We start from the raw sequence: 18,183 nt of genomic DNA on the forward strand, positions 1-18,183 counted from the left end.
CCCGGCCTCAGTCGGCTTCGCAGCGCTCGGCGGCCGCGAACAGGGCGATCGCCAGCACGATCAGCGCGACGCTCGCGTACACCTCGTGGCCGTCGAGCAGGCCGACCCGCTGCACCAGGCCCACATGCCAGTCGGTGAACTCGTGCAGCAGGCCCATGGCGCCCTGCACCAGGGCGAGGAATCCGAGAGTCTCGAGCAACGTCTTCATGGGTCCGAGCCTCGCCCCGCGCACTCCCCGCCCGCATCGGCCACACGGTGGCTCGCGCCCGACGCAGGTGGCGGAGTGCCGGGCGGCCGGTGCGACCAAAGTCGGTGCCCGGGCGACTTCGGTCGACGACCGCTTGTACCGGCGGGTGCGGCCCGCCCGCGCTCCGTAGATTGGTCGCTCGTGAAGCGGACTGCGAGTGACGACGGGTCGGCGCCCGCGCCGGTCCTGCCCGGCCGGCGGTGGTGGCTGCCGTCGGCCCTGACCCATGAACTGGACCCGGTCACCGGCCGCGCCGGACGGCCCCGGCGCACCGCGCGCGACTGGGCCGTCGACTTCTCCTGCTTCGCGCTGGCCGTCGCCATCGGCCTGGCTGCCGCCGAGTCGGTGCGCGACAACCCGCACGTCCCGCACGCGCTGGCCGTCGCCGACCAGCTGCTCGGCGTGGCGGCCTGCGCGGCCGTCTGGCTGCGCCGCCGCTGGCCCGTCGCCCTCGCCATCGCGCTGACCGCGGTCAACTTCGTCTCCGACACCGCCGGCGGCGCCTACCTCATCGCCCTGTTCACTCTCGCCGTCCACCGGCCCTTCCGGTACGTGGCCTGGGTGGGCGCCGCCGAGCTGGCCGTCATCCCGCTCTACTACTGGGCGCGGCCCGACGCCGACCTGTCCTACCCCGCCGCCGTCGCCTTCGTCTATGTGCTCACCGTCGCCGTCGTCGGCTGGGGCATGTTCGTGCGCTCCAAGCGGCAGCTGCTGCTGAGCCTGCGGGACCGGGCGCGGCGCGCCGAGACGGAGGCGCGGCTGCGCGCCGAACAGGCGCAGCGGCTCGCCCGCGAGGCCATCGCCCGCGAGATGCACGACGTGCTCGCCCACCGGCTCACCCTGCTCAGCGTGCACGCCGGGGCACTGGAGTTCCGCCCCGACGCCCCCGGCGAGGAGATCGCGCGGGCGGCCGGCGTCATCCGGGAGAGCGCCCACGAGGCCCTGCAGGACCTGCGGGAGATCATCGGCGTCCTGCGGGCGGGCGACGCCGACGACGCGGGCCGCCCGCAGCCCACGCTCGCCGCGCTGGAGACGCTGGTCGCCGAGTCCCGCGAGGCCGGCATGAAGGTCACGTTCGACCAGCACGTCACCGACGCCGCCGGCGTTCCCGCCTCGGTGGGCCGCACCGCCTACCGCATCGCCCAGGAAAGCCTGACCAACGCCCGCAAGCACGCCCCCGGCACGGAGGTCACCGTCACGGTCACCGGCGCCCCGGGCGACGGCCTCACCATCGCCGTACGCAACCCGGCCCCCGACCACGAACCCCCACCGGTCCCCGGCTCCGGCCAGGGCCTGATCGGCCTCACCGAACGCGCCACACTCGCGGGCGGCCACCTGGAACACGGCCCGCGCGCGGACGGCGGTTTCGAGGTACGCGCGTGGCTGCCGTGGGGTGAGCCTCGCGTGGCGGTTCCCGCGTCTCAAACCGCGCACTGAGCGCGCGAGCGCCGTGGTTTCGTAGGGCCATGACTGCGATCAGAGTGCTTCTCGTCGACGACGACCCGCTGGTGCGGGCCGGTCTGTCGCTGATGCTGGGAGGGGCCGACGACATCACAGTCGTCGGTGAGGCGGGCGACGGCGGCGAGGTGGCCGAACTGGTGGAGAGCACGCGCCCGGACGTCGTGCTCATGGACATCCGCATGCCGTCCGTGGACGGACTGGCCGCCACCGAACGGCTGCGCGGCCATGCGGACGCGCCGCAGGTCGTGCTGCTCACCACCTTCCACGCCGACGACCAGGTCCTGCGCGCCCTGCGCGCGGGCGCCGCCGGATTCGTGCTGAAGGACACCCCGCCCGCCGAGATCATCGACGCGGTCCGCAAGGTCGCCGCCGGGGACCCGGTCCTGTCACCCGCCGTCACCCGGCAGTTGATGCTCCACGCGGCCGGCACCGCCGCGGACACCCGCGGCGCACGCGCGCGTGAACGGCTCGCCGCGCTGGCCGAAAGGGAACGCGAGGTCGCCGTCGCGGTGGGCCGGGGTCTGTCCAACGCGGAGATCGCCGCCCAGCTGTTCATGAGCGTCGCCACCGTCAAGGCGCACGTCTCGCGCATCCTGGCCCGCCTGGGCCTCAACAACCGCGTGCAGGTAGCCCTGTTGGCGTACGACGCCGGACTGGTCGACGAAACCGGCGGCAGCGGGCACTGAGGGCCCCACTCGCGCGTTGGAAGGAGACAAGGCCGTACGGCGGTCGGTGCGCGATCGGTCGGCGGGGGACAGGTGGCCGTGTTGCCGCTCGCGGGTGCACAGAGGTGTGGCGCAGCGCCCGGCCCGTGCACCGCCGCCCCGGCCTACGCCCCCGCCACTTCCCTCAACCGCACCGGCCGCCGCTCGCGTCGCGACGCCTCGCAGGCCTCGGCGATCCGCAGCGCCTGCAGGGCCTCGCGCCCGTCGCAGGGGTTGGCCCGCTCTCCCCGCACCACCTCCACGAACGCCATCAGTTCCGCCTCGTACGCGGGCGCGAAGCGCTCCAGGAAGCCGGTCCACGGTTTGTCAGCGGCCGGCGGCCCGGTCGGCTCCGTGGACGCGATCGGCGTGCGGTCGTCCAGCCCGACGACGATCTGGTCCCGCTCCCCGGCGAGTTCCATGCGCACGTCGTACCCGGCGCCGTTCAGCCGGGTCGCCGTGGCGGTGGCCAGCGTGCCGTCGTCCAGGGTCAGCAGCACCGCGGCGGTGTCCACGTCACCCGCCTCACGGAACATCCCCGGGCCGGCGTCGGACCCCGCGGCGTACACGTCGGACACCTCCCGGCCGGTGACCCAGCGCAGGATGTCGAAGTCGTGGATCAGCGTGTCCCGGTACAGGCCGCCGGACAGGGGCAGCCACGCGGCGGGCGGCGGCACCTGGTCGGAGGTGACCGCCCGCACGGTGTGCAGCCGCCCGAGCCGCCCCGATCGCACCGCTTCCCGGGCGCCGACGTAGCCGGCGTCGAAACGGCGCTGGAAACCCATCTGCAGCACCGTGCCGGCCGCCTCCACCTCCGCGATCGCCTGCAGTGTGCCCGGCAGGTCGAGCGCGATCGGCTTCTCGCAGAACACGGGCAGCCCGGAGCGCGCCGCCCGGCCGATCAGTTCCGCGTGCGCCTGCGTCGCCGTCGTGATCACCACGGCGTCCACGCCCCAGGTGAAGATCTCGTCCACCCCGGGCGCCGCCGTCTCGCCCAGCCGCAGCGCGAGCTCCTGGGCCCGGGCCGGGTCGACGTCCGTGAGGATCAGCGAACCGACGTCGCGATGGCGACTGAGGGTGTTCGCGTGGATGGTGCCGATCCGGCCCGTACCGATGACCCCGATGCGCATGGAAACAAAGTGAGGTCGCGATCCGGTCGCTGTCAATGCGTATGTCCGGACAACCGAACTACACAACTTCCCGTCAACAGCGCACAGAGCTACGCTCGGGCCGTGCCGAAACCAGAAGTGGACCCGACCGTGCAGCTCGAACTCCGTGTGGACCGCAGCTCTCCCGTGCCGCTGTACTTCCAGCTCTCCCAGCAGCTCGAGGCCGCGATCGAGCACGGCACCCTCACCCCGGGCAGCCTGCTCGGCAACGAGATCGAGCTCGCCGCACGGCTCGGCCTGTCCCGGCCGACGGTGCGCCAGGCTATCCAGTCCCTGGTCGACAAGGGGCTGCTGGTGCGCCGCCGCGGGGTCGGCACCCAGGTCGTGCACAGCCAGGTCAAGCGGCCGCTGGAGCTCAGCAGCCTCTACGACGACCTGGAGGCGGCCGGGCAGCGTCCGGCGACCAAGGTCCTGGTCAACGCGGTCGTCCCGGCGTCCGCCGAGGTCGCGGCCGCACTCGGGGTCACCGAGGGCGGTGACGTCCACCGGGTGGAGCGGCTGCGACTCGCGCACGGCGAGCCGATGGCGTACCTGTGCAACCACCTGCCGACCGGGCTGCTGGAGCTGGACACCGCGCAGCTGGAGGCCACCGGCCTGTACCGGCTGATGCGCAGTGCCGGGATCACCCTGCACAGCGCCCGCCAGTCCATCGGGGCCCGCGGCGCCACCGCCGACGAGGCCGAGCGGCTCGCCGAGAGCGAGGGCGCCCCGCTGCTGACGATGCAGCGCACCACCTTCGACGACACCGGACGCGCGGTGGAGTTCGGCGACCACATCTACCGCCCGAGCCGCTACTCCTTCGAGTTCCAGCTGCTCGTGAGGTCCTGAGCCCGCTGCCGCCGTTCGGCGCCCGGGTCTCGTCGACATGTCCGGACAATAAGACCGCAGAGTGCTCCCCAGGCGCGCGACGGCGGTGACCCGTGCCGGATACTGGGGCGTTTGGGGCCGGTGTGACCCTTGGGGTTGCCGAGACACCACCGGGCCCGTCGCAGGACACCGCACAGCAGACAGCAAGAAGGGCACGGCCTCGTGGCACGGTTTCGGACCTGGGCAGGGATCGCGTTGGCGGGGGCACTGTGCGTGTCCCTGTCGGCGTGCAGCAGCACCGGCGGCAAACGCGCCGAGGACGCCCGCAAGGCCGCGGCCGCGCAGGGCCGCGCGGCGGTGAACACGCCCCGCTGGACCTTCGCGATGATCACGCACTCCGGCGACGGCGACACCTTCTGGGACATCGTCCAGAGCGGCGCCAAGCAGGCCGCCGTCAAGGACAACATCAACTTCCTGTACTCGCACGACGACGAGGCCCAGCAGCAGGCGCAGCTCGTCGACGCCGCCGTCGACAAGAAGGTCGACGGCATCATCGTCACGCTCGCCAAGCCCGACGCCCTGAAGGCCGCCGTCGCCCGCGCAGAGAAGGCCGGCATCCCGGTGATCACCGTGAACTCCGGGTCCGCCGAGTCCAAGGCGTTCGGCGCGCTCACCCACGTCGGGCAGGACGAGACGATCGCCGGTGAGGCCGTCGGCGAGGAGCTGAACAAGCGCGGCAGGAAGAAGGCCCTGTGCGTGCTGCACGAGCAGGGCAACGTCGGCCACGAGCAGCGCTGCGACGGCATCGGCAAGACCTTCCACGGCACCCTGCAGCGTGTCTACGTCAACGGCACCAACATGCCCGACGTGCAGTCCGGCATCGGGGCCAAGCTCCAGGCCGACCCGTCCATCGACGCCGTCGTCACGCTCGGCGCCCCCTACGCCGACACCGCCGTGAAGGCCAAGGCGGACGCGGGCAGCAAGGCCGAGATCGACACCTTCGACCTCAACGCCAAGGTCGCCACCGAGCTCCAGGACGGCACCCTCGGCTTCGCCGTCGACCAGCAGCCCTACCTCCAGGGCTACCAGGCCGTCGACCTGCTGTGGCTGTACAGGTACAACAATGACGTCCTCGGCGGCGGCCGCCCCGTTCTCACCGGCCCGCAGATCATCACCAAGGACCAGGCGGCCGCGCTGCAGGAGTACGCGAAGCGAGGCACCCGATGACCGCCACCACCGCGGACGAACGGCTCCTTCGGACGTCGCCGCTGCGCACCCTGCTCGCCCGTCCCGAGCTGGGCTCGGTGGTCGGCGCGATCGCGGTCTTCGTCTTCTTCGCGTTCTTCGCCGACAGCTTCCTGCGCGCCTCCAGCCTCAGCACGGTGCTCTACGCGTCCTCGACCATCGGCATCATGGCCGTCCCGGTCGCGCTGCTGATGATCGGCGGCGAGTTCGACCTGTCGGCCGGCGTCATGGTGACGTCGTCGGCATTGATCTCGTCCATGTTCAGCTTCCAGACGACCACGAACGTCTGGGTCGGCGTCGGTGTGTCCCTGCTGGTCACGCTGGCCATCGGCGCCTTCAACGGGTTCATGCTGACCCGCACCAAGCTGCCCAGCTTCATCATCACGCTGGGCACGTTCCTGATGCTGACCGGCATGAATCTCGGCTTCACCAAGTTGATCGACGGCACGGTGTCGACGAAGACCATTGCCGACATGGAGGGCTTCCCGACCGCGCACGACGTCTTCGCCTCGACGCTGACCGTCGGTGGTGTCGACATCAAGGTCACCATCCTGTGGTGGCTCGCCCTGGTCGCCCTCGCCTCCTGGATCCTGCTGCGCACCCGCACGGGCAACTGGATCTTCGCGGTGGGCGGCAACCAGGACGCGGCCCGCGCGGTCGGCGTCCCCGTCGCGAAGACCAAGATCGGCCTGTACATGGGCGTGGCCTTCGGCGCCTGGATCTCCGGTCAGCACTTGCTGTTCAGCTATGACGTCGTCCAGTCCGGCGAGGGCGTCGGCAACGAGTTGATCTACATCATCGCGGCCGTCATCGGCGGCTGCCTGATCACCGGCGGCCACGGCAGCGCGGTCGGGTCCGCCGTCGGCGCGTTCATCTTCGGCATGACGAGCAAGGGCATCGTCTTCGCCGAGTGGAACCCCGACTGGTTCAAGTTCTTCCTCGGAGCGATGCTGCTCCTCGCGACCCTGCTCAACGCCTGGGTCCGCAAGCGCGCGGAGGCCACGACATGACGCGGACCGAGGCCCGGACGGCACTCGTCGAGCTGTCGGACGTCAGCAAGCACTACGGGAACATCCGCGCCCTGGAGGGCGTGTCCCTGGAAGTCCACGCGGGGGAGATCACCTGCGTCCTCGGCGACAACGGCGCCGGCAAGTCAACATTGATCAAGATGATCGCCGGCCTGCACCAGCATGACGGCGGTGTCCTGCGCATCGATGGCGAGGAGACCCGTCTCTCCTCGCCCCGCGCGGCCCTGGACCGCGGCATCGCCACGGTCTACCAGGACCTCGCCGTCGTTCCGCTCATGCCGGTGTGGCGCAACTTCTTCCTCGGCTCCGAGCCGCGCAAGGGCGTCGGCCCCTTCAAGCGCATGGACGTCGACCACATGCGCCGCACCACGCGCGCGGAGCTGCTGCGCATGGGCATCGACCTGCGCGACGTGGACCAGCCCATCGGCACCCTGTCCGGCGGCGAACGCCAGTGCGTGGCGATCGCGCGGGCGGTCCACTTCGGCGCGAAGGTCCTGGTCCTGGACGAGCCGACGGCGGCGCTGGGCGTGAAGCAGTCCGGCGTGGTCCTCAAGTACGTGGCGGCGGCACGTGACGAGGGTCTCGGTGTCGTACTGATCACCCACAACCCGCACCACGCGTACTTGGTCGGCGACCGCTTCGTCCTGCTCAAGCGCGGCACGATGGTGGGCAACCACACACGGGACGAGATCAGCCTCGACGAGCTGACCCAGCAAATGGCCGGGGGATCCGACCTTGATGCTCTACGCCACGAACTCCAGCGCCGGTAGGCGGCGCGGGGAACTGCGCGACCAGCCCCAACGGCGCCGCACCCGGCGTAAATGATCAACAACGCTCTCCATTCCCGTTGGTCGCCGAAGGTACCGGTGCGGCAGAATCGGCGGCGATGAGCACCTACGGCAACTTCACGGCCCCCATCGGCTCCCGCCGAGCCACCGCGCTGCGGACGGTCGGCACCCGCGAGCGCCGGTCCCACCTGACCGCCCCGCGCGTGCCCACCGTCGGCATCGACATCGGTGGCACGAAGGTGATGGCCGGTGTCGTGGACGCCGACGGCAACATCCTGGAGAAGCTCCGCACGGAGACCCCGGACAAGTCCAAGAGTCCCAAGGTCGTCGAAGACACCATCGTCGAGCTGGTGCTGGACCTGTCCGACCGGCACGACGTGCACGCCGTCGGCATCGGCGCGGCCGGCTGGGTCGACGCCGACCGCAACCGCGTCCTGTTCGCCCCCCACCTGTCCTGGCGCAACGAGCCGCTGCGCGACCGCCTCGCCGACCGCCTGTCGGTGCCGGTACTGGTCGACAACGACGCCAACACCGCCGCGTGGGCCGAGTGGCGCTTCGGCGCCGGCCGCGGCGAGGACCACCTCGTCATGATCACGCTCGGTACCGGCATCGGCGGCGCGATCCTCGAGGACGGCCAGGTCAAGCGGGGCAAGTACGGCGTCGCCGGCGAGTTCGGCCATATGCAGGTCGTCCCCGGCGGCCACCGCTGCCCGTGCGGCAACCGCGGCTGCTGGGAGCAGTACAGCTCCGGCAACGCCCTCGTCCGGGAGGCCAGGGAACTGGCCGCCGCGGACTCCCCGGTGGCGTACGGGGTCATCGAGCACGTCAAGGGCAACATCGCCGACATCAACGGTCCGATGATCACCGAGCTGGCCCGCGACGGCGACGCGATGTGCGTGGAGCTGCTGCAGGACATCGGCCAGTGGCTCGGCGTCGGCATCGCCAACCTGGCCGCCGCCCTCGACCCCTCCTGCTTCGTCATCGGCGGCGGCGTCTCCGCGGCCGACGACCTGCTGATCGGCCCCGCGCGGGACGCCTTCAAACGGCACCTGACCGGGCGCGGCTACCGCCCCGAGGCGCGCATCGTGCGGGCCCAGCTCGGCCCCGAGGCCGGCATGGTGGGCGCCGCCGACCTGGCGCGGCTGGTCGCCCGCCGGTTCCGCCGCGCCAACCGGCGCCGCGTCGAGCGCCACGAGCGCTACGAGCGGTACGTCGAGGCGCGCCGCGCGGCCCGGGACTCCGCATGACGGCCTCGCTTCCCCACCAGGCGCCCCCGGCGGACGAGACGGAGCAGCCGGGCGAGGACCGCCGGCACAGGATCCGCCGTCGGGCACTCACTCTGCTGATCATCGTGTTGCTCATCGGCGTCCCGGCGGGCTACCTGGTGATCTCGGCGAACCAGAGCCGCGACAGCGGCAAGGACAAGGAGGCGAAGTACTCGGCGACCGGCCTGACCGCGGGCTGGCCGTCCAGCGTGCAGCGCCGTCTGTACCAGGTGCCGATCCCGAGGCAGTCGTACGAGGTCGCCTACTACGAGACGAACAACTGGAAGACCAGCCGTCTCTACGTGCAGTTCCAGACCTCCGCGGCCAATGTGGACAACTTCCTGCGGTGGATCGGCGCCCACCGCGGCGAGCTGCGCCCGAACGACATCGCCATCAGTGACCGCGACCAGAAGGTCACCGGGTGGAAGTTCAGCGGCCCCGGTCCGTGGAGCGGTCTGGTGCACGAGCAGAAGAACCCGGCACCCACCCAGGACATCGTCGTGAACACGGCCGACCCGGACCACCCGATGGTGTACGTCGTGTCCCGCACGGTGCCCTGAGCCCGGCCGACGCCCGTGCGGCGTCCCGGCTCGCCCCGGCCGCCGGAGCCGATTGTCAGACCCCGCCCGTAGAGTCGAAGACGTCTGATCCGACGCGTGGACGGGAGGTGGCAGAGCGTATGGGTGAGGTGCCCGCGGTGGCGGAACGCGGAGCGGAGCGCACGGCCGGCCTGCCCACGACGGCCGAAGGCCTGCCCGTGCGGCTCGCGGCCCTGTTCCTGCCCGCCCCTGTGCCGCGCGACAGCCGCGTCGCCTTCTGGGACCCGGACGACGGCCCCCTGCCCGAGCAGACCGCCGGGGAGCCGGTCGACCTGACCGTCGTCCGTCCGCACGGCGCGTCCGTCCGCCGCCGGCAGACCCCGGCGCTGTCCCTCCCGTTCGACGCCGCCCTGCCCCTGCTGGTGCGCGCCCGCCGCGACCCGGCCGCCCATCCCGCCACCGCCTGCTGGGGCGCGGCCGCGCTGCACGCGCTGCGGCTCACCGCCCGCGGGCGCCTGCTGCCCGGCCTCACCCCGACCGGCCACGACGCCTGGCGCGCCGGCCCGCTCGACCCGGACGACATCGCCCACCTGCGCGCCATCGCCGCCGCGCTGCCCGCCGAGGGGCACGCCGCTCCGCTGCACGGCCCGGGCCCGCTGCGGCTGCCCGACCCGGAGGCGCTCCTGCGCGCGTTCCTCGACGCGGTCGCCGACACCCTGCCCCGCACCCCGGCGGCGCCGTACGCCTCCGGCAGGCCGTTCGCCGCCCGCGAGCCGGTCCGGCTGCCCGGCGCGCAGGACTGGGCCGCCGAGGTCGCCGCCGGCATGGACGCGGGAGTGCGGATCTCACTGCGCCTGGACCTGTCGGCGTACGACCTGTTCGACCAGGGGTCGGGCGGCGCGGGCGCGCGCGGCGCCGGAGCGGCGATCGTGCAGGTGCACAGTCTCGCCGACCCCACCCTGGTCACCGACGCGGCAGCGCTGTGGGCGGGCGGGGCCGACGCCGCCTTCGGCCCCCGCGCGCGGGTCGACGCCGCGCTCGCCGTACGTCGCGCGGCCCGCGTGTGGCCCCCGCTCGCCCGGCTCACCGACCAGGACGCCCCCGATGTGCTGGCGCTGTCCGAGGACGAGCTGGGCGACCTGCTCGGCGTGGCCGCCACCCGGCTCGCGGCCGCCGGGGTCGCCGTGCACTGGCCGCGTGACCTGGCGCAGGACCTCACCGCGAGCGCGGTGGTCCGGCCCGCGCCGGGCTCCGCGACCGACGGCACCGGCTTCTTCGAGAGCGAGGACCTGCTGCAGTTCCGCTGGCAGCTCGCGCTCGGCGGCGACCCCCTCTCCGAGACCGAGATGGACACCCTCGCCGAGGCCCACCGCCCGGTCGTGCGGCTGCGCGACCAGTGGGTCCTCGTCGACCCGGCGCTCGTCCGCAAGGCACGCAAGCGCGACCTGGGGCTGCTCGACCCGGTCGACGCGCTCTCCGTCGCCCTCACCGGCACCGCCGAGGTCGACGGCGAGACGGTCGAGGCGGTCCCGGCCGGCGCGCTGGCCGCCCTGCGCGACCGCATCACCGCCGGAGTGGCCCCGGCCGTCCCGCCCGCCGGGCTGCACGCCACCCTGCGCGACTACCAGCTGCGCGGACTGGCCTGGCTGGAACTGATGACCTCCCTCGGCCTCGGCGGCTGCCTCGCCGACGACATGGGCCTCGGCAAGACCATCACCGTGATCGCCCTGCACCTCAAACGAGCCTGTGGCGAACCGACCCTGGTGGTGTGCCCGGCGTCCCTGCTCGGCAACTGGCAGCGGGAGATCACCCGGTTCGCACCCGGCGTCCCGGTCCGCCGCTACCACGGCCCGGACCGCAGCCTGGACGACCTCGACGGCGGTTTCGTCCTCACCACGTACGGCACCATGCGCTCGGCCGCGCCGGCCCTGGCCGAGCAGCCGTGGGGCATGGTGGTCGCCGACGAGGCCCAGCATGTGAAGAACCCGTACTCGGCGACGGCCAAGGCGCTGCGCACCCTCCCTACTCCCGCGCGCGTGGCGCTGACCGGCACCCCGGTCGAGAACAACCTCTCCGAACTGTGGGCGCTGCTCGACTGGACGACCCCCGGCCTGCTCGGCCCCCTGAAGTCCTTCCGCGCCCGGCACGCGCGGGCCGTGGAGACCGGCGAGGACGAGGAGGCCGTGCAGCGGCTGGCCCGCCTGGTCCGCCCGTTCCTGCTGCGGCGCAAGAAGTCCGACCCCGGCATCGTGCCCGAACTGCCGCCCAAGACGGAGACGGACCACCCGGTGCCGCTCACCCGTGAACAGGCGGCGCTCTATGAGGCGGTGGTGCGCGAGTCGATGCTCGCCATCGAGACCGCCGAGGGCATGGGCCGCCGCGGCCTGGTGCTGAAGCTGCTCACCTCGCTGAAGCAGATCTGCGACCACCCGGCGCTGTACCTCAAGGAGGACCACGGCCCGGCCGTCGGCGACCGGCTCGCCGCCCGCTCCGGCAAACTGGCCCTGCTCGACGAGTTGTTGGACACCCTGCTGGCCGAGGACGGCTCCGCTCTGGTCTTCACGCAGTACGTCGGCATGGCCCGCCTGATCACCGCGCACCTCGCCGCCCGCGCGGTCCCCGTCGACCTGCTGCACGGCGGCACCCCCGTCCCCGAACGCGAGCGCATGGTCGACCGCTTCCAAGCCGGTACGACACCCGTCCTGGTCCTGTCCCTCAAGGCCGCCGGCACCGGCCTGAACCTCACCCGCGCAGGCCATGTCGTCCACTTCGACCGCTGGTGGAACCCGGCCGTGGAGGAGCAGGCCACCGACCGCGCCTACCGCATCGGCCAGACCCAGCCGGTGCAGGTCCACCGGCTGATCACGGAGGGCACCGTCGAGGACCGCATCGCCGAGATGCTCGCCGCGAAACGCGCCCTGGCCGACGCCATTCTCGGCTCCGGCGAGTCCGCGCTGACGGAACTGACGGACCGTGAGCTCTCCGACCTGGTCTCGCTGCGGAGGGAGGCGTGATGACACCGACGGACGACGCCCACGGCCCTGGCCCCGCGGAGGCGGCACGCCGGGCCCTGCGCGAGGCGCGGGGGCGTGGCGCGGCCGCGGCGGAGGGGACCGGCGCGGGGGAGCGGCGCACCCCCGGGCACGAGGACGAGGCCGCGCGGCCGGAGCATGCGCCAGCCACCGACGCCGTACCGCCGGAGCGTGCGCCAGCCACCGACGCCGTACCGCCGGAGCATGGTGCTGTCACCGACGCCGTACATCCGGAGCATGCGGCCGCTGCCGATGCCGGACGTCCGGAAAACACGGCCGCCACCGACGCCGTACAGCCGTCCGGTGGGCGGCAGCAGCCTCGGCCGGGTGACGCCGCGCGCGAGGCGCTGCGCCGCGCGGTGGCCCAGCGGCGCACGGCGGTGCCGGCCGACGACGAAGCCGTGGAGCATCCGGCCCCGCCCGACGAGCAGGCCGCCGCGGCACCGGCGGAGCCGGGACCCGAGGCCGATGACGCGGCCCCCGCGGACCGCGCCCGCGAGGCGCTGCGGGCGGCCCGCGCCGAGGCTCGGCGCAAGGCGGCCGAAGCGGAACAGACGGACCGCACGTCCTCCCCGCGGCGCAGACCGTCCCGCTCCGCCGAGCCCGCGGCCACCCGGCACCCCAGCCATCCCTCCGGCAACCCACGGGCCGGCCAACGGGCCCGGGAACTGCGGCAGTTGCTGACGGATGCCTTCCGTATGCCCACCGACGCGATCACGGACGAGGTTGCTGGGGAGACCGGCGGCCCCGGTGAGCAGGCAAGTCGGACCACCCCGCCGCCGGTGGAGCCGCGGCCCGCGCACGACGACGCCCCCACCCGTCCCGCACCGCCCGAAGCCCCCGCCCCGGCGCCCCGCCTGCCCCGCTCCATGGCCGCGCCCGCGCGGGACGGCGACCTGCGCCGCACCTTCCCGGCCTTGGCGCCCCGGCCGGCGGGTGAGGACTCCCGGTTCGCCGAGACCTGGTGGGGCAACGCCTGGGTGACGGCGCTGGAGGAGGGCGCGCTCGACCCGAAGAGACTGGCCCGCGGGCGGGATTACGCCGAGCAGGGCCACGTGGACGCGATCACCGTCACCCCGGGTTCGGTACTCGCGTACGTGCAGGGCAGCCGACCGCGTCCGTACCGTGTGCAGGTGCGGCTGCGGACCCTCGGCGACGCCGACTGGGCGCGTTTCCTGGACGCCGCGGCCGAGCGGCCCGGGCACATCGCCGCCCTGCTCGACAAGGAGATGCCGCACTCCCTCGCCGACTGCGGCATCCCGCTGCTGCCCGGCCCCGGCGACCTGGAGCCACGCTGCAGTTGCCCCGACCGCGGCCACCCCTGCAAACACGCCGCCGCCCTGTGCTACCAGACCGCCCGCCTGCTGGACGCCGACCCCTTCGTGCTGCTCCTGCTGCGCGGCCGCGGCGAGCGGGAACTGCTCGACGCGCTCGCCCGGCTCAGCGCCACGCGCGCGGCCAGAGCCGCCCAGGACCGGGAACCCGCCCCGTTGCCCGGCGTCCGAGCCGCCGAAGCCCTCGCGCCCCGCCAACTCCCGCCGCTGCCCGCGCCGTTGCCCCTCCCGCCGCACCCGGAGCAGCCGCCCGCCTACCCGGCGGCCCCCGGCGGACCCGACCCGATCGCGCTGGACCAGTTGGCCACCGACGCGGCCGCGCGCGCCCACGCCCTGCTCGCCACCGGCCGGGACGACGTGGGCGAGCTGACGCTGTGGCAGGACGCGGTACGGCTGGCGGCGGCACGGCCCGGCTCCGGGCTCACCGCCGGCTCGCGCGCCCTGTACTCCTCGCTCGCCTCCGCCGCCGGCCGCACCCCCGCCGAGCTGGCGCGCGCGGTCGCCGCGTGGCGCCAGGGCGGCCCGGACGGGCTCGCCGTACTGGAGGAGGAGCCCTGGGATCCCCCGGCGGGACGCTTCGACCGGGCCCGTCCGGCGCTCCTGGCCGCCGACCACCCGGCGTTCCGACCCTGGCGCAACCGCCTCACCCACCCTCGCGGGCATGTCCAACTCCGGCTGGGCCGCGACGGCTTGTGGTACGCGTACGAGTCCGAGCCGGGCGCCGACGACTGGTGGCCGCGCGGCATCCCCGACCTCGACCCGGTCGGCGCCCTCACGGGCCTCGGCACCACCGACGACGTCTGACCGACCGCACCCGGCTCCAGCCTTCGGCCTTGAGCCCATCAGTGCCCTCTTGCCGACCGACCCACCCCGGCCCCGTCCTGCGCGGCTGAGCCCACCGGCCGTCCAGCGAAGGGGCGTTGTCAGTGGTCCCCGCTAAGTTCGTTGGTGTCCCGCCGATCCGGCGAAGGGCTTCCCTTGTGCTGCAAAGGAGATGGTGCGTTGTCCGACGTCGAGAGGTCGAGCACGACGCGGGTGATCCCGCCCGCCCGGCCGCGCAAGCTGGCCAAGGTGCCGTTCGTGGAACTGGCCGACGGACGCCTGCAGGGCGTCGTCTCCAGCGGCTCGGACATCGAGCGGGTCTACGTCTCGTCGGTCGCCGCCGGGACGTACGCCTACGCGTGCAGCACCAACAACAACCGCCCCTGCGGCGGCGCCCGCGGCGGCTTCTGCAACCACATCGGCGCGCTGATCAACGAATCGGTGCTCCAGTACGGCGCCGAGCGCGTCGCCCGCTATCTGCGGGTCGACCTGGGGGAGAGCGAGGCCGGCGCGCAGGCGATCCGCCTCACGATGAGCACCACCCGCCCCTCCCCGGCCGACAGCAAGGCCGCCGCCTCCGTCTTCAGCCGCTTCCTGCGCCACCTGGCGTATCTCGAACTGGCGTCCGCCACCGCGCCGTTGCCGGAGATGCAGTGGTTCCCGCCGACGAGGGCGGTGGCCTGATGCGGATGGATCTGCTGACCGAACCGGTCGACGGTCTCGACGAGACCCTGGCCGCCGTCGACGCTTTCGACCGGACCCTGCTCGGCGGCCTCCTGCGCCCGCAGCCCGCCCAGACCGAGGGGCTGACGGCGCTCGCCGACGCGGTCGCCGCGAGCCCGCTCGCCGGCCGCGTCGCCGAAGCCGCCGAGAAGGCCGCGGCCGGCGCCGCGAGCGAGGACCACTTCCTCTCCCTCGCCGCGGCCCGCACAGCCCTGCTCGGCGCCGCGCACGACGCGCTCGCCGCGCGCGCCGACGAGGCCACCGGCCGCACCTGCGTCGAGGCGCCCGCCCCTGCCGCCGCCGGGGAGCAGGCGCCGAACCTGCTCGCGGCCGCCCGCTCCTGGCTCTGCGACCTGGCCCGCACCGGCTGGCAGGGCCTCGACCACGACGTGGTCTCCGGCTCCGCCCAGGTGGTCTCCGCGATGCTCCCGGACCCCGCGCTGCGGCGCCTCGCGACCCTCCTCGACGGCTTCGCCGCGGAACTCGCCGCATCCTGTCCGGGAGCCTTGCTGGACCGCGTGCCCGTGCGCCGCTGGGCCGACCTGTGGGCGCGCGGCATGCTTCTGACGGTGCCGGGTGCCGCCGCCGCGCCCGCCACACAGACCGTCACCGGCCGGCTGCTGCCCCTCGGGGTCGACCTCCAGGAGCACGCCACAGCGGCCCAGGCCCAGGTGCACGCCGTGCTCGAACCCGCCGACGGCACCGCGCCCCGGCTGGTGCGCGCGAGTGTGTCCGCGCCGAAGCCGGACACGGTCATCGGTGCCGGGGTCTGGCAGCTGCTGCGCCCGCACATGTCGCTCCTGGCCGCCGTCGGCGAGGGCCGCTGCATGGACCTCACCGACATGCCCGTCACCGCCGAAGGCGACCTGATCTGGCAGGACGAACACGCCCGCCCCGGTGAGAGTGCCGACCCCTTCGCCACCGCCCGCGTCGCCCTGCCCACCGCCGCCGCCCCCCAGGCCGTACCCCTGGACCGGCACCCGGTCCGCCTGGCGCATCCGGTGTTCCTGGAGGGCTACGGCATCGAACAGGACGACGACACGGTCACGTTCACCTTCACCGGGCACCGCCTGGCTGTCGACACCGACCGTGTCCCGGTCGCCGGACCGCTCACCTCGCAGGCCGTCGCCGCCTCCAGCGCGTGCATCGGGTTGCTGCGCTGGGACGCCGGGCGGTGGGTCCTGCAGCCGCTCGCCGTGGAGACCACCGTGCGCAAGAAGACCGTCGCGGTGCACGCCGGCGCCTGGGCCGGGGGCACGACCGACAAGGCCGGGGTCAAGGCGGAGAAGGCCGCCACCGACGCGGTGGCCGTACTGCGCGAACGCGCCGGAAGGCTGCTGCGCAAATGAGCGACCACACCACCGAGCGGACCGGTCAGACCACCGCGCAGGTCGGCACCGGCGCCGAGCGGACCGGTCAGACCACCGCGCAGGTCGGCACCGGCGCCGAGCGGACCGGTCAGACCACCGCGCAGGTCGGCACCGGCGCCGAGCGGACCGGTCAGACCACCGCGCAGGTCGGCACCGGCGCCGAGCAGACCGGTCACACCACCGGCCAGGGCGGCCCCGGCGCCGAGCAGGCGGTCCCCGCCGCCGGAACACCGCCGCTGCCCACCCCCGACGAGAACCGCCGCCAGATCCTGTACTGGCGCCTGCTCGCCCGTCTCTTCGACTCCGAGGAGCAGGCCGGTCTGGAGTCCGCCTCCCTCGCCGTCGTCGAGGACATCGGGCTGCCGGCCGCCCTGCTGGACCCGCAGGCCTCCGTCGACGCCATCGTGCAGCGCCACCCCGAGCTGGCCGCCGAGTTCGACGGTCTGATGGTGCCCGAACCGGAGGAGGAGGGCCGCGACCGGGCCGCCGAGGTACGGCGGGCCGCCCTGGCGTCCAAGGTGCTGCTCAACGTCTTCGCCTCCGGCAGCGGCACGGTCACCGCCGGGCAGCTCGCCCGCTGGCAGTCCGACGCCGGCTGGCTGGAGCGGGCCCTGGGCTGCACCCCCGGCGACCTGCGCGGCGGCCGCGGCGCGGGCAGCGGCGCAGCCCGGGCGGGCGCGGGCGGGGGAGTGAGCCCGACCGGCACCGGAACCGGCGTCCCGACGCCCGACCTCAGCACGCTGATCCCGGCGATCGGACCCGAACTCGGCACCATCGAGGCCGACATGGTCAAGCGCATGCGGCTGCGCGAAGTCCTTGCCGACCCCCGGCTCGCCGCGCAGCTCACGCCGAGCATGTCGCTCATCGAGCAGCTGCTGCGCGACAAGAACAACCTCTCCGGCGTCGCCCTCGCCAATGCCAAGGCGCTGATCCGCCGCTTCGTCGACGAGGTCGCCGAAGTGCTGCGCACCCAGGTCGAGAAGGCGTCCGTGGGCGCCCTGGACCGGTCGGTCCCGCCCAAGCGGGTCTTCCGCAACCTCGACCTCGACCGCACCATCTGGAAGAACCTCACCAACTGGGACCCCGAGGAGGAGCGGCTCTATGTCGACCGCCTCTACTACCGGCACACCGCCCGCAAGACCACACCGCAGCGGCTGATCGTGGTCGTCGACCAGTCGGGCTCCATGGTCGACTCGATGGTCAACTGCACCATTCTGGCGTCGATCTTCGCCGGACTGCCCAAGGTCGACGTCCACCTGATCGCCTACGACACCCAGGCGCTCGACCTCACCCCGTGGGTGAACGACCCCTTCGAGACCCTGCTGCGCACCCAGCTCGGCGGCGGCACGGACGGCACGGTCGCCATGGCCCTGGCCCAGCCGAAGATCGCCGAACCGCGCAACACCGTCGTGGTGTGGATCTCCGACTTCTACGAATGGCGCTGCGAACCGCTGTTCGAGAGCATGGCGGCCATCCACCGCTCCGGCGCGAAGTTCATCCCGGTCGGCTCGGTGACCAGCGCCGGCCGCGGCAGCGTCAACCCGTGGTTCAAGGACCGCTTCAAGGACCTCGGTACGCCGGTCATATCCGGCCACATCCGCAAGCTCGTGCACGAGCTGAAGACGTTCCTCACCTAGGCCCGTCCGCTC

General features: G+C 73.5%; 15 protein-coding genes. 13 read left to right on the forward strand and 2 right to left on the reverse strand.

Annotation, left to right across the window (positions count from 1 at the left end):
* Positions 1-7: 7 nt before the first annotated feature.
* Positions 8-208, reverse strand: a complete 201-nt coding sequence (locus tag ACF1GV_RS09425) for a hypothetical protein (protein WP_391679522.1) — start codon at positions 206-208, stop codon at positions 8-10.
* Positions 209-388: 180 nt separating this feature from the next.
* Here ACF1GV_RS09425 and ACF1GV_RS09430 point away from each other — a divergent pair, with 180 nt between their 5' ends.
* The gene (locus ACF1GV_RS09430; protein ID WP_391679521.1) at positions 389-1,684 is read left to right on the forward strand and encodes a sensor histidine kinase; all 1,296 of its coding nucleotides are present in this window, start codon (positions 389-391) and stop codon (positions 1,682-1,684) included.
* A gap of 29 nt (positions 1,685-1,713) precedes the next feature.
* A complete protein-coding gene (locus ACF1GV_RS09435) occupies positions 1,714-2,394 on the forward strand; it encodes a response regulator (protein WP_391679518.1) in 681 nt (226 codons plus the stop codon).
* 143 nt (positions 2,395-2,537) lie between these two features.
* Here the strand turns inward: ACF1GV_RS09435 and ACF1GV_RS09440 are convergent, their stop codons facing one another.
* Complete coding sequence (locus tag ACF1GV_RS09440) at positions 2,538-3,542, reverse strand: Gfo/Idh/MocA family oxidoreductase (RefSeq protein WP_391679516.1); 1,005 nt, start codon at positions 3,540-3,542, stop codon at positions 2,538-2,540.
* A 129-nt stretch (positions 3,543-3,671) separates the two neighbouring features.
* Here ACF1GV_RS09440 and ACF1GV_RS09445 point away from each other — a divergent pair, with 129 nt between their 5' ends.
* The 11 genes from ACF1GV_RS09445 (at position 3,672) to ACF1GV_RS09495 (ending at position 18,171) form a co-directional block, all read left to right on the forward strand.
* Entirely contained in the window at positions 3,672-4,409 is a 738-nt protein-coding gene (locus ACF1GV_RS09445; protein WP_363262276.1) for a GntR family transcriptional regulator, read from the forward strand.
* Positions 4,410-4,610: 201 nt separating this feature from the next.
* Entirely contained in the window at positions 4,611-5,615 is a 1,005-nt protein-coding gene (locus tag ACF1GV_RS09450; protein ID WP_391679513.1) for a sugar ABC transporter substrate-binding protein, read from the forward strand.
* Positions 5,612-6,643 carry an ABC transporter permease gene (locus tag ACF1GV_RS09455; RefSeq protein ID WP_391679510.1) on the forward strand — a complete coding sequence of 344 codons (1,032 nt, stop codon included), beginning with the start codon at positions 5,612-5,614 and terminating at the stop codon, positions 6,641-6,643. The genes ACF1GV_RS09450 and ACF1GV_RS09455 overlap by 4 nt, the downstream gene beginning before the upstream one ends.
* Positions 6,640-7,431 (forward strand): ATP-binding cassette domain-containing protein, encoded by a 792-nt coding sequence (locus tag ACF1GV_RS09460; RefSeq protein WP_391679507.1) that lies wholly within the window; start codon positions 6,640-6,642, stop codon positions 7,429-7,431. The genes ACF1GV_RS09455 and ACF1GV_RS09460 overlap by 4 nt, the downstream gene beginning before the upstream one ends.
* Positions 7,432-7,547: 116 nt before the next feature.
* Positions 7,548-8,696 carry an ROK family glucokinase gene (locus tag ACF1GV_RS09465; protein ID WP_363262020.1) on the forward strand — a complete coding sequence of 383 codons (1,149 nt, stop codon included), beginning with the start codon at positions 7,548-7,550 and terminating at the stop codon, positions 8,694-8,696.
* Positions 8,693-9,274, forward strand: a complete 582-nt coding sequence (locus ACF1GV_RS09470; RefSeq protein ID WP_391679503.1) for a sugar kinase — start codon at positions 8,693-8,695, stop codon at positions 9,272-9,274. The genes ACF1GV_RS09465 and ACF1GV_RS09470 overlap by 4 nt, the downstream gene beginning before the upstream one ends.
* A 119-nt stretch (positions 9,275-9,393) precedes the next feature.
* Complete coding sequence (locus ACF1GV_RS09475) at positions 9,394-12,267, forward strand: SNF2-related protein (protein ID WP_391679500.1); 2,874 nt, start codon at positions 9,394-9,396, stop codon at positions 12,265-12,267.
* Positions 12,267-14,423 (forward strand): SWIM zinc finger family protein, encoded by a 2,157-nt coding sequence (locus ACF1GV_RS09480; protein WP_391679498.1) that lies wholly within the window; start codon positions 12,267-12,269, stop codon positions 14,421-14,423. The genes ACF1GV_RS09475 and ACF1GV_RS09480 overlap by 1 nt, the downstream gene beginning before the upstream one ends.
* A gap of 198 nt (positions 14,424-14,621) precedes the next feature.
* Positions 14,622-15,125 (forward strand): hypothetical protein, encoded by a 504-nt coding sequence (locus tag ACF1GV_RS09485; RefSeq protein WP_391679496.1) that lies wholly within the window; start codon positions 14,622-14,624, stop codon positions 15,123-15,125.
* A complete protein-coding gene (locus ACF1GV_RS09490; protein WP_391679568.1) occupies positions 15,095-16,513 on the forward strand; it encodes a hypothetical protein in 1,419 nt (472 codons plus the stop codon). Before ACF1GV_RS09485 ends, ACF1GV_RS09490 begins: the two co-directional genes overlap by 31 nt.
* Positions 16,510-18,171: a VWA domain-containing protein gene (locus ACF1GV_RS09495; protein WP_391679570.1), complete on the forward strand. Its 1,662-nt coding sequence runs from the start codon at positions 16,510-16,512 to the stop codon at positions 18,169-18,171. Before ACF1GV_RS09490 ends, ACF1GV_RS09495 begins: the two co-directional genes overlap by 4 nt.
* Positions 18,172-18,183: the final 12 nt, after the last annotated feature.

It is taken from the genome of Streptomyces sp. NPDC014006 (assembly GCF_043088925.1).
Taxonomy (GTDB): Bacteria; Actinomycetota; Actinomycetes; order Streptomycetales; family Streptomycetaceae; genus Streptomyces.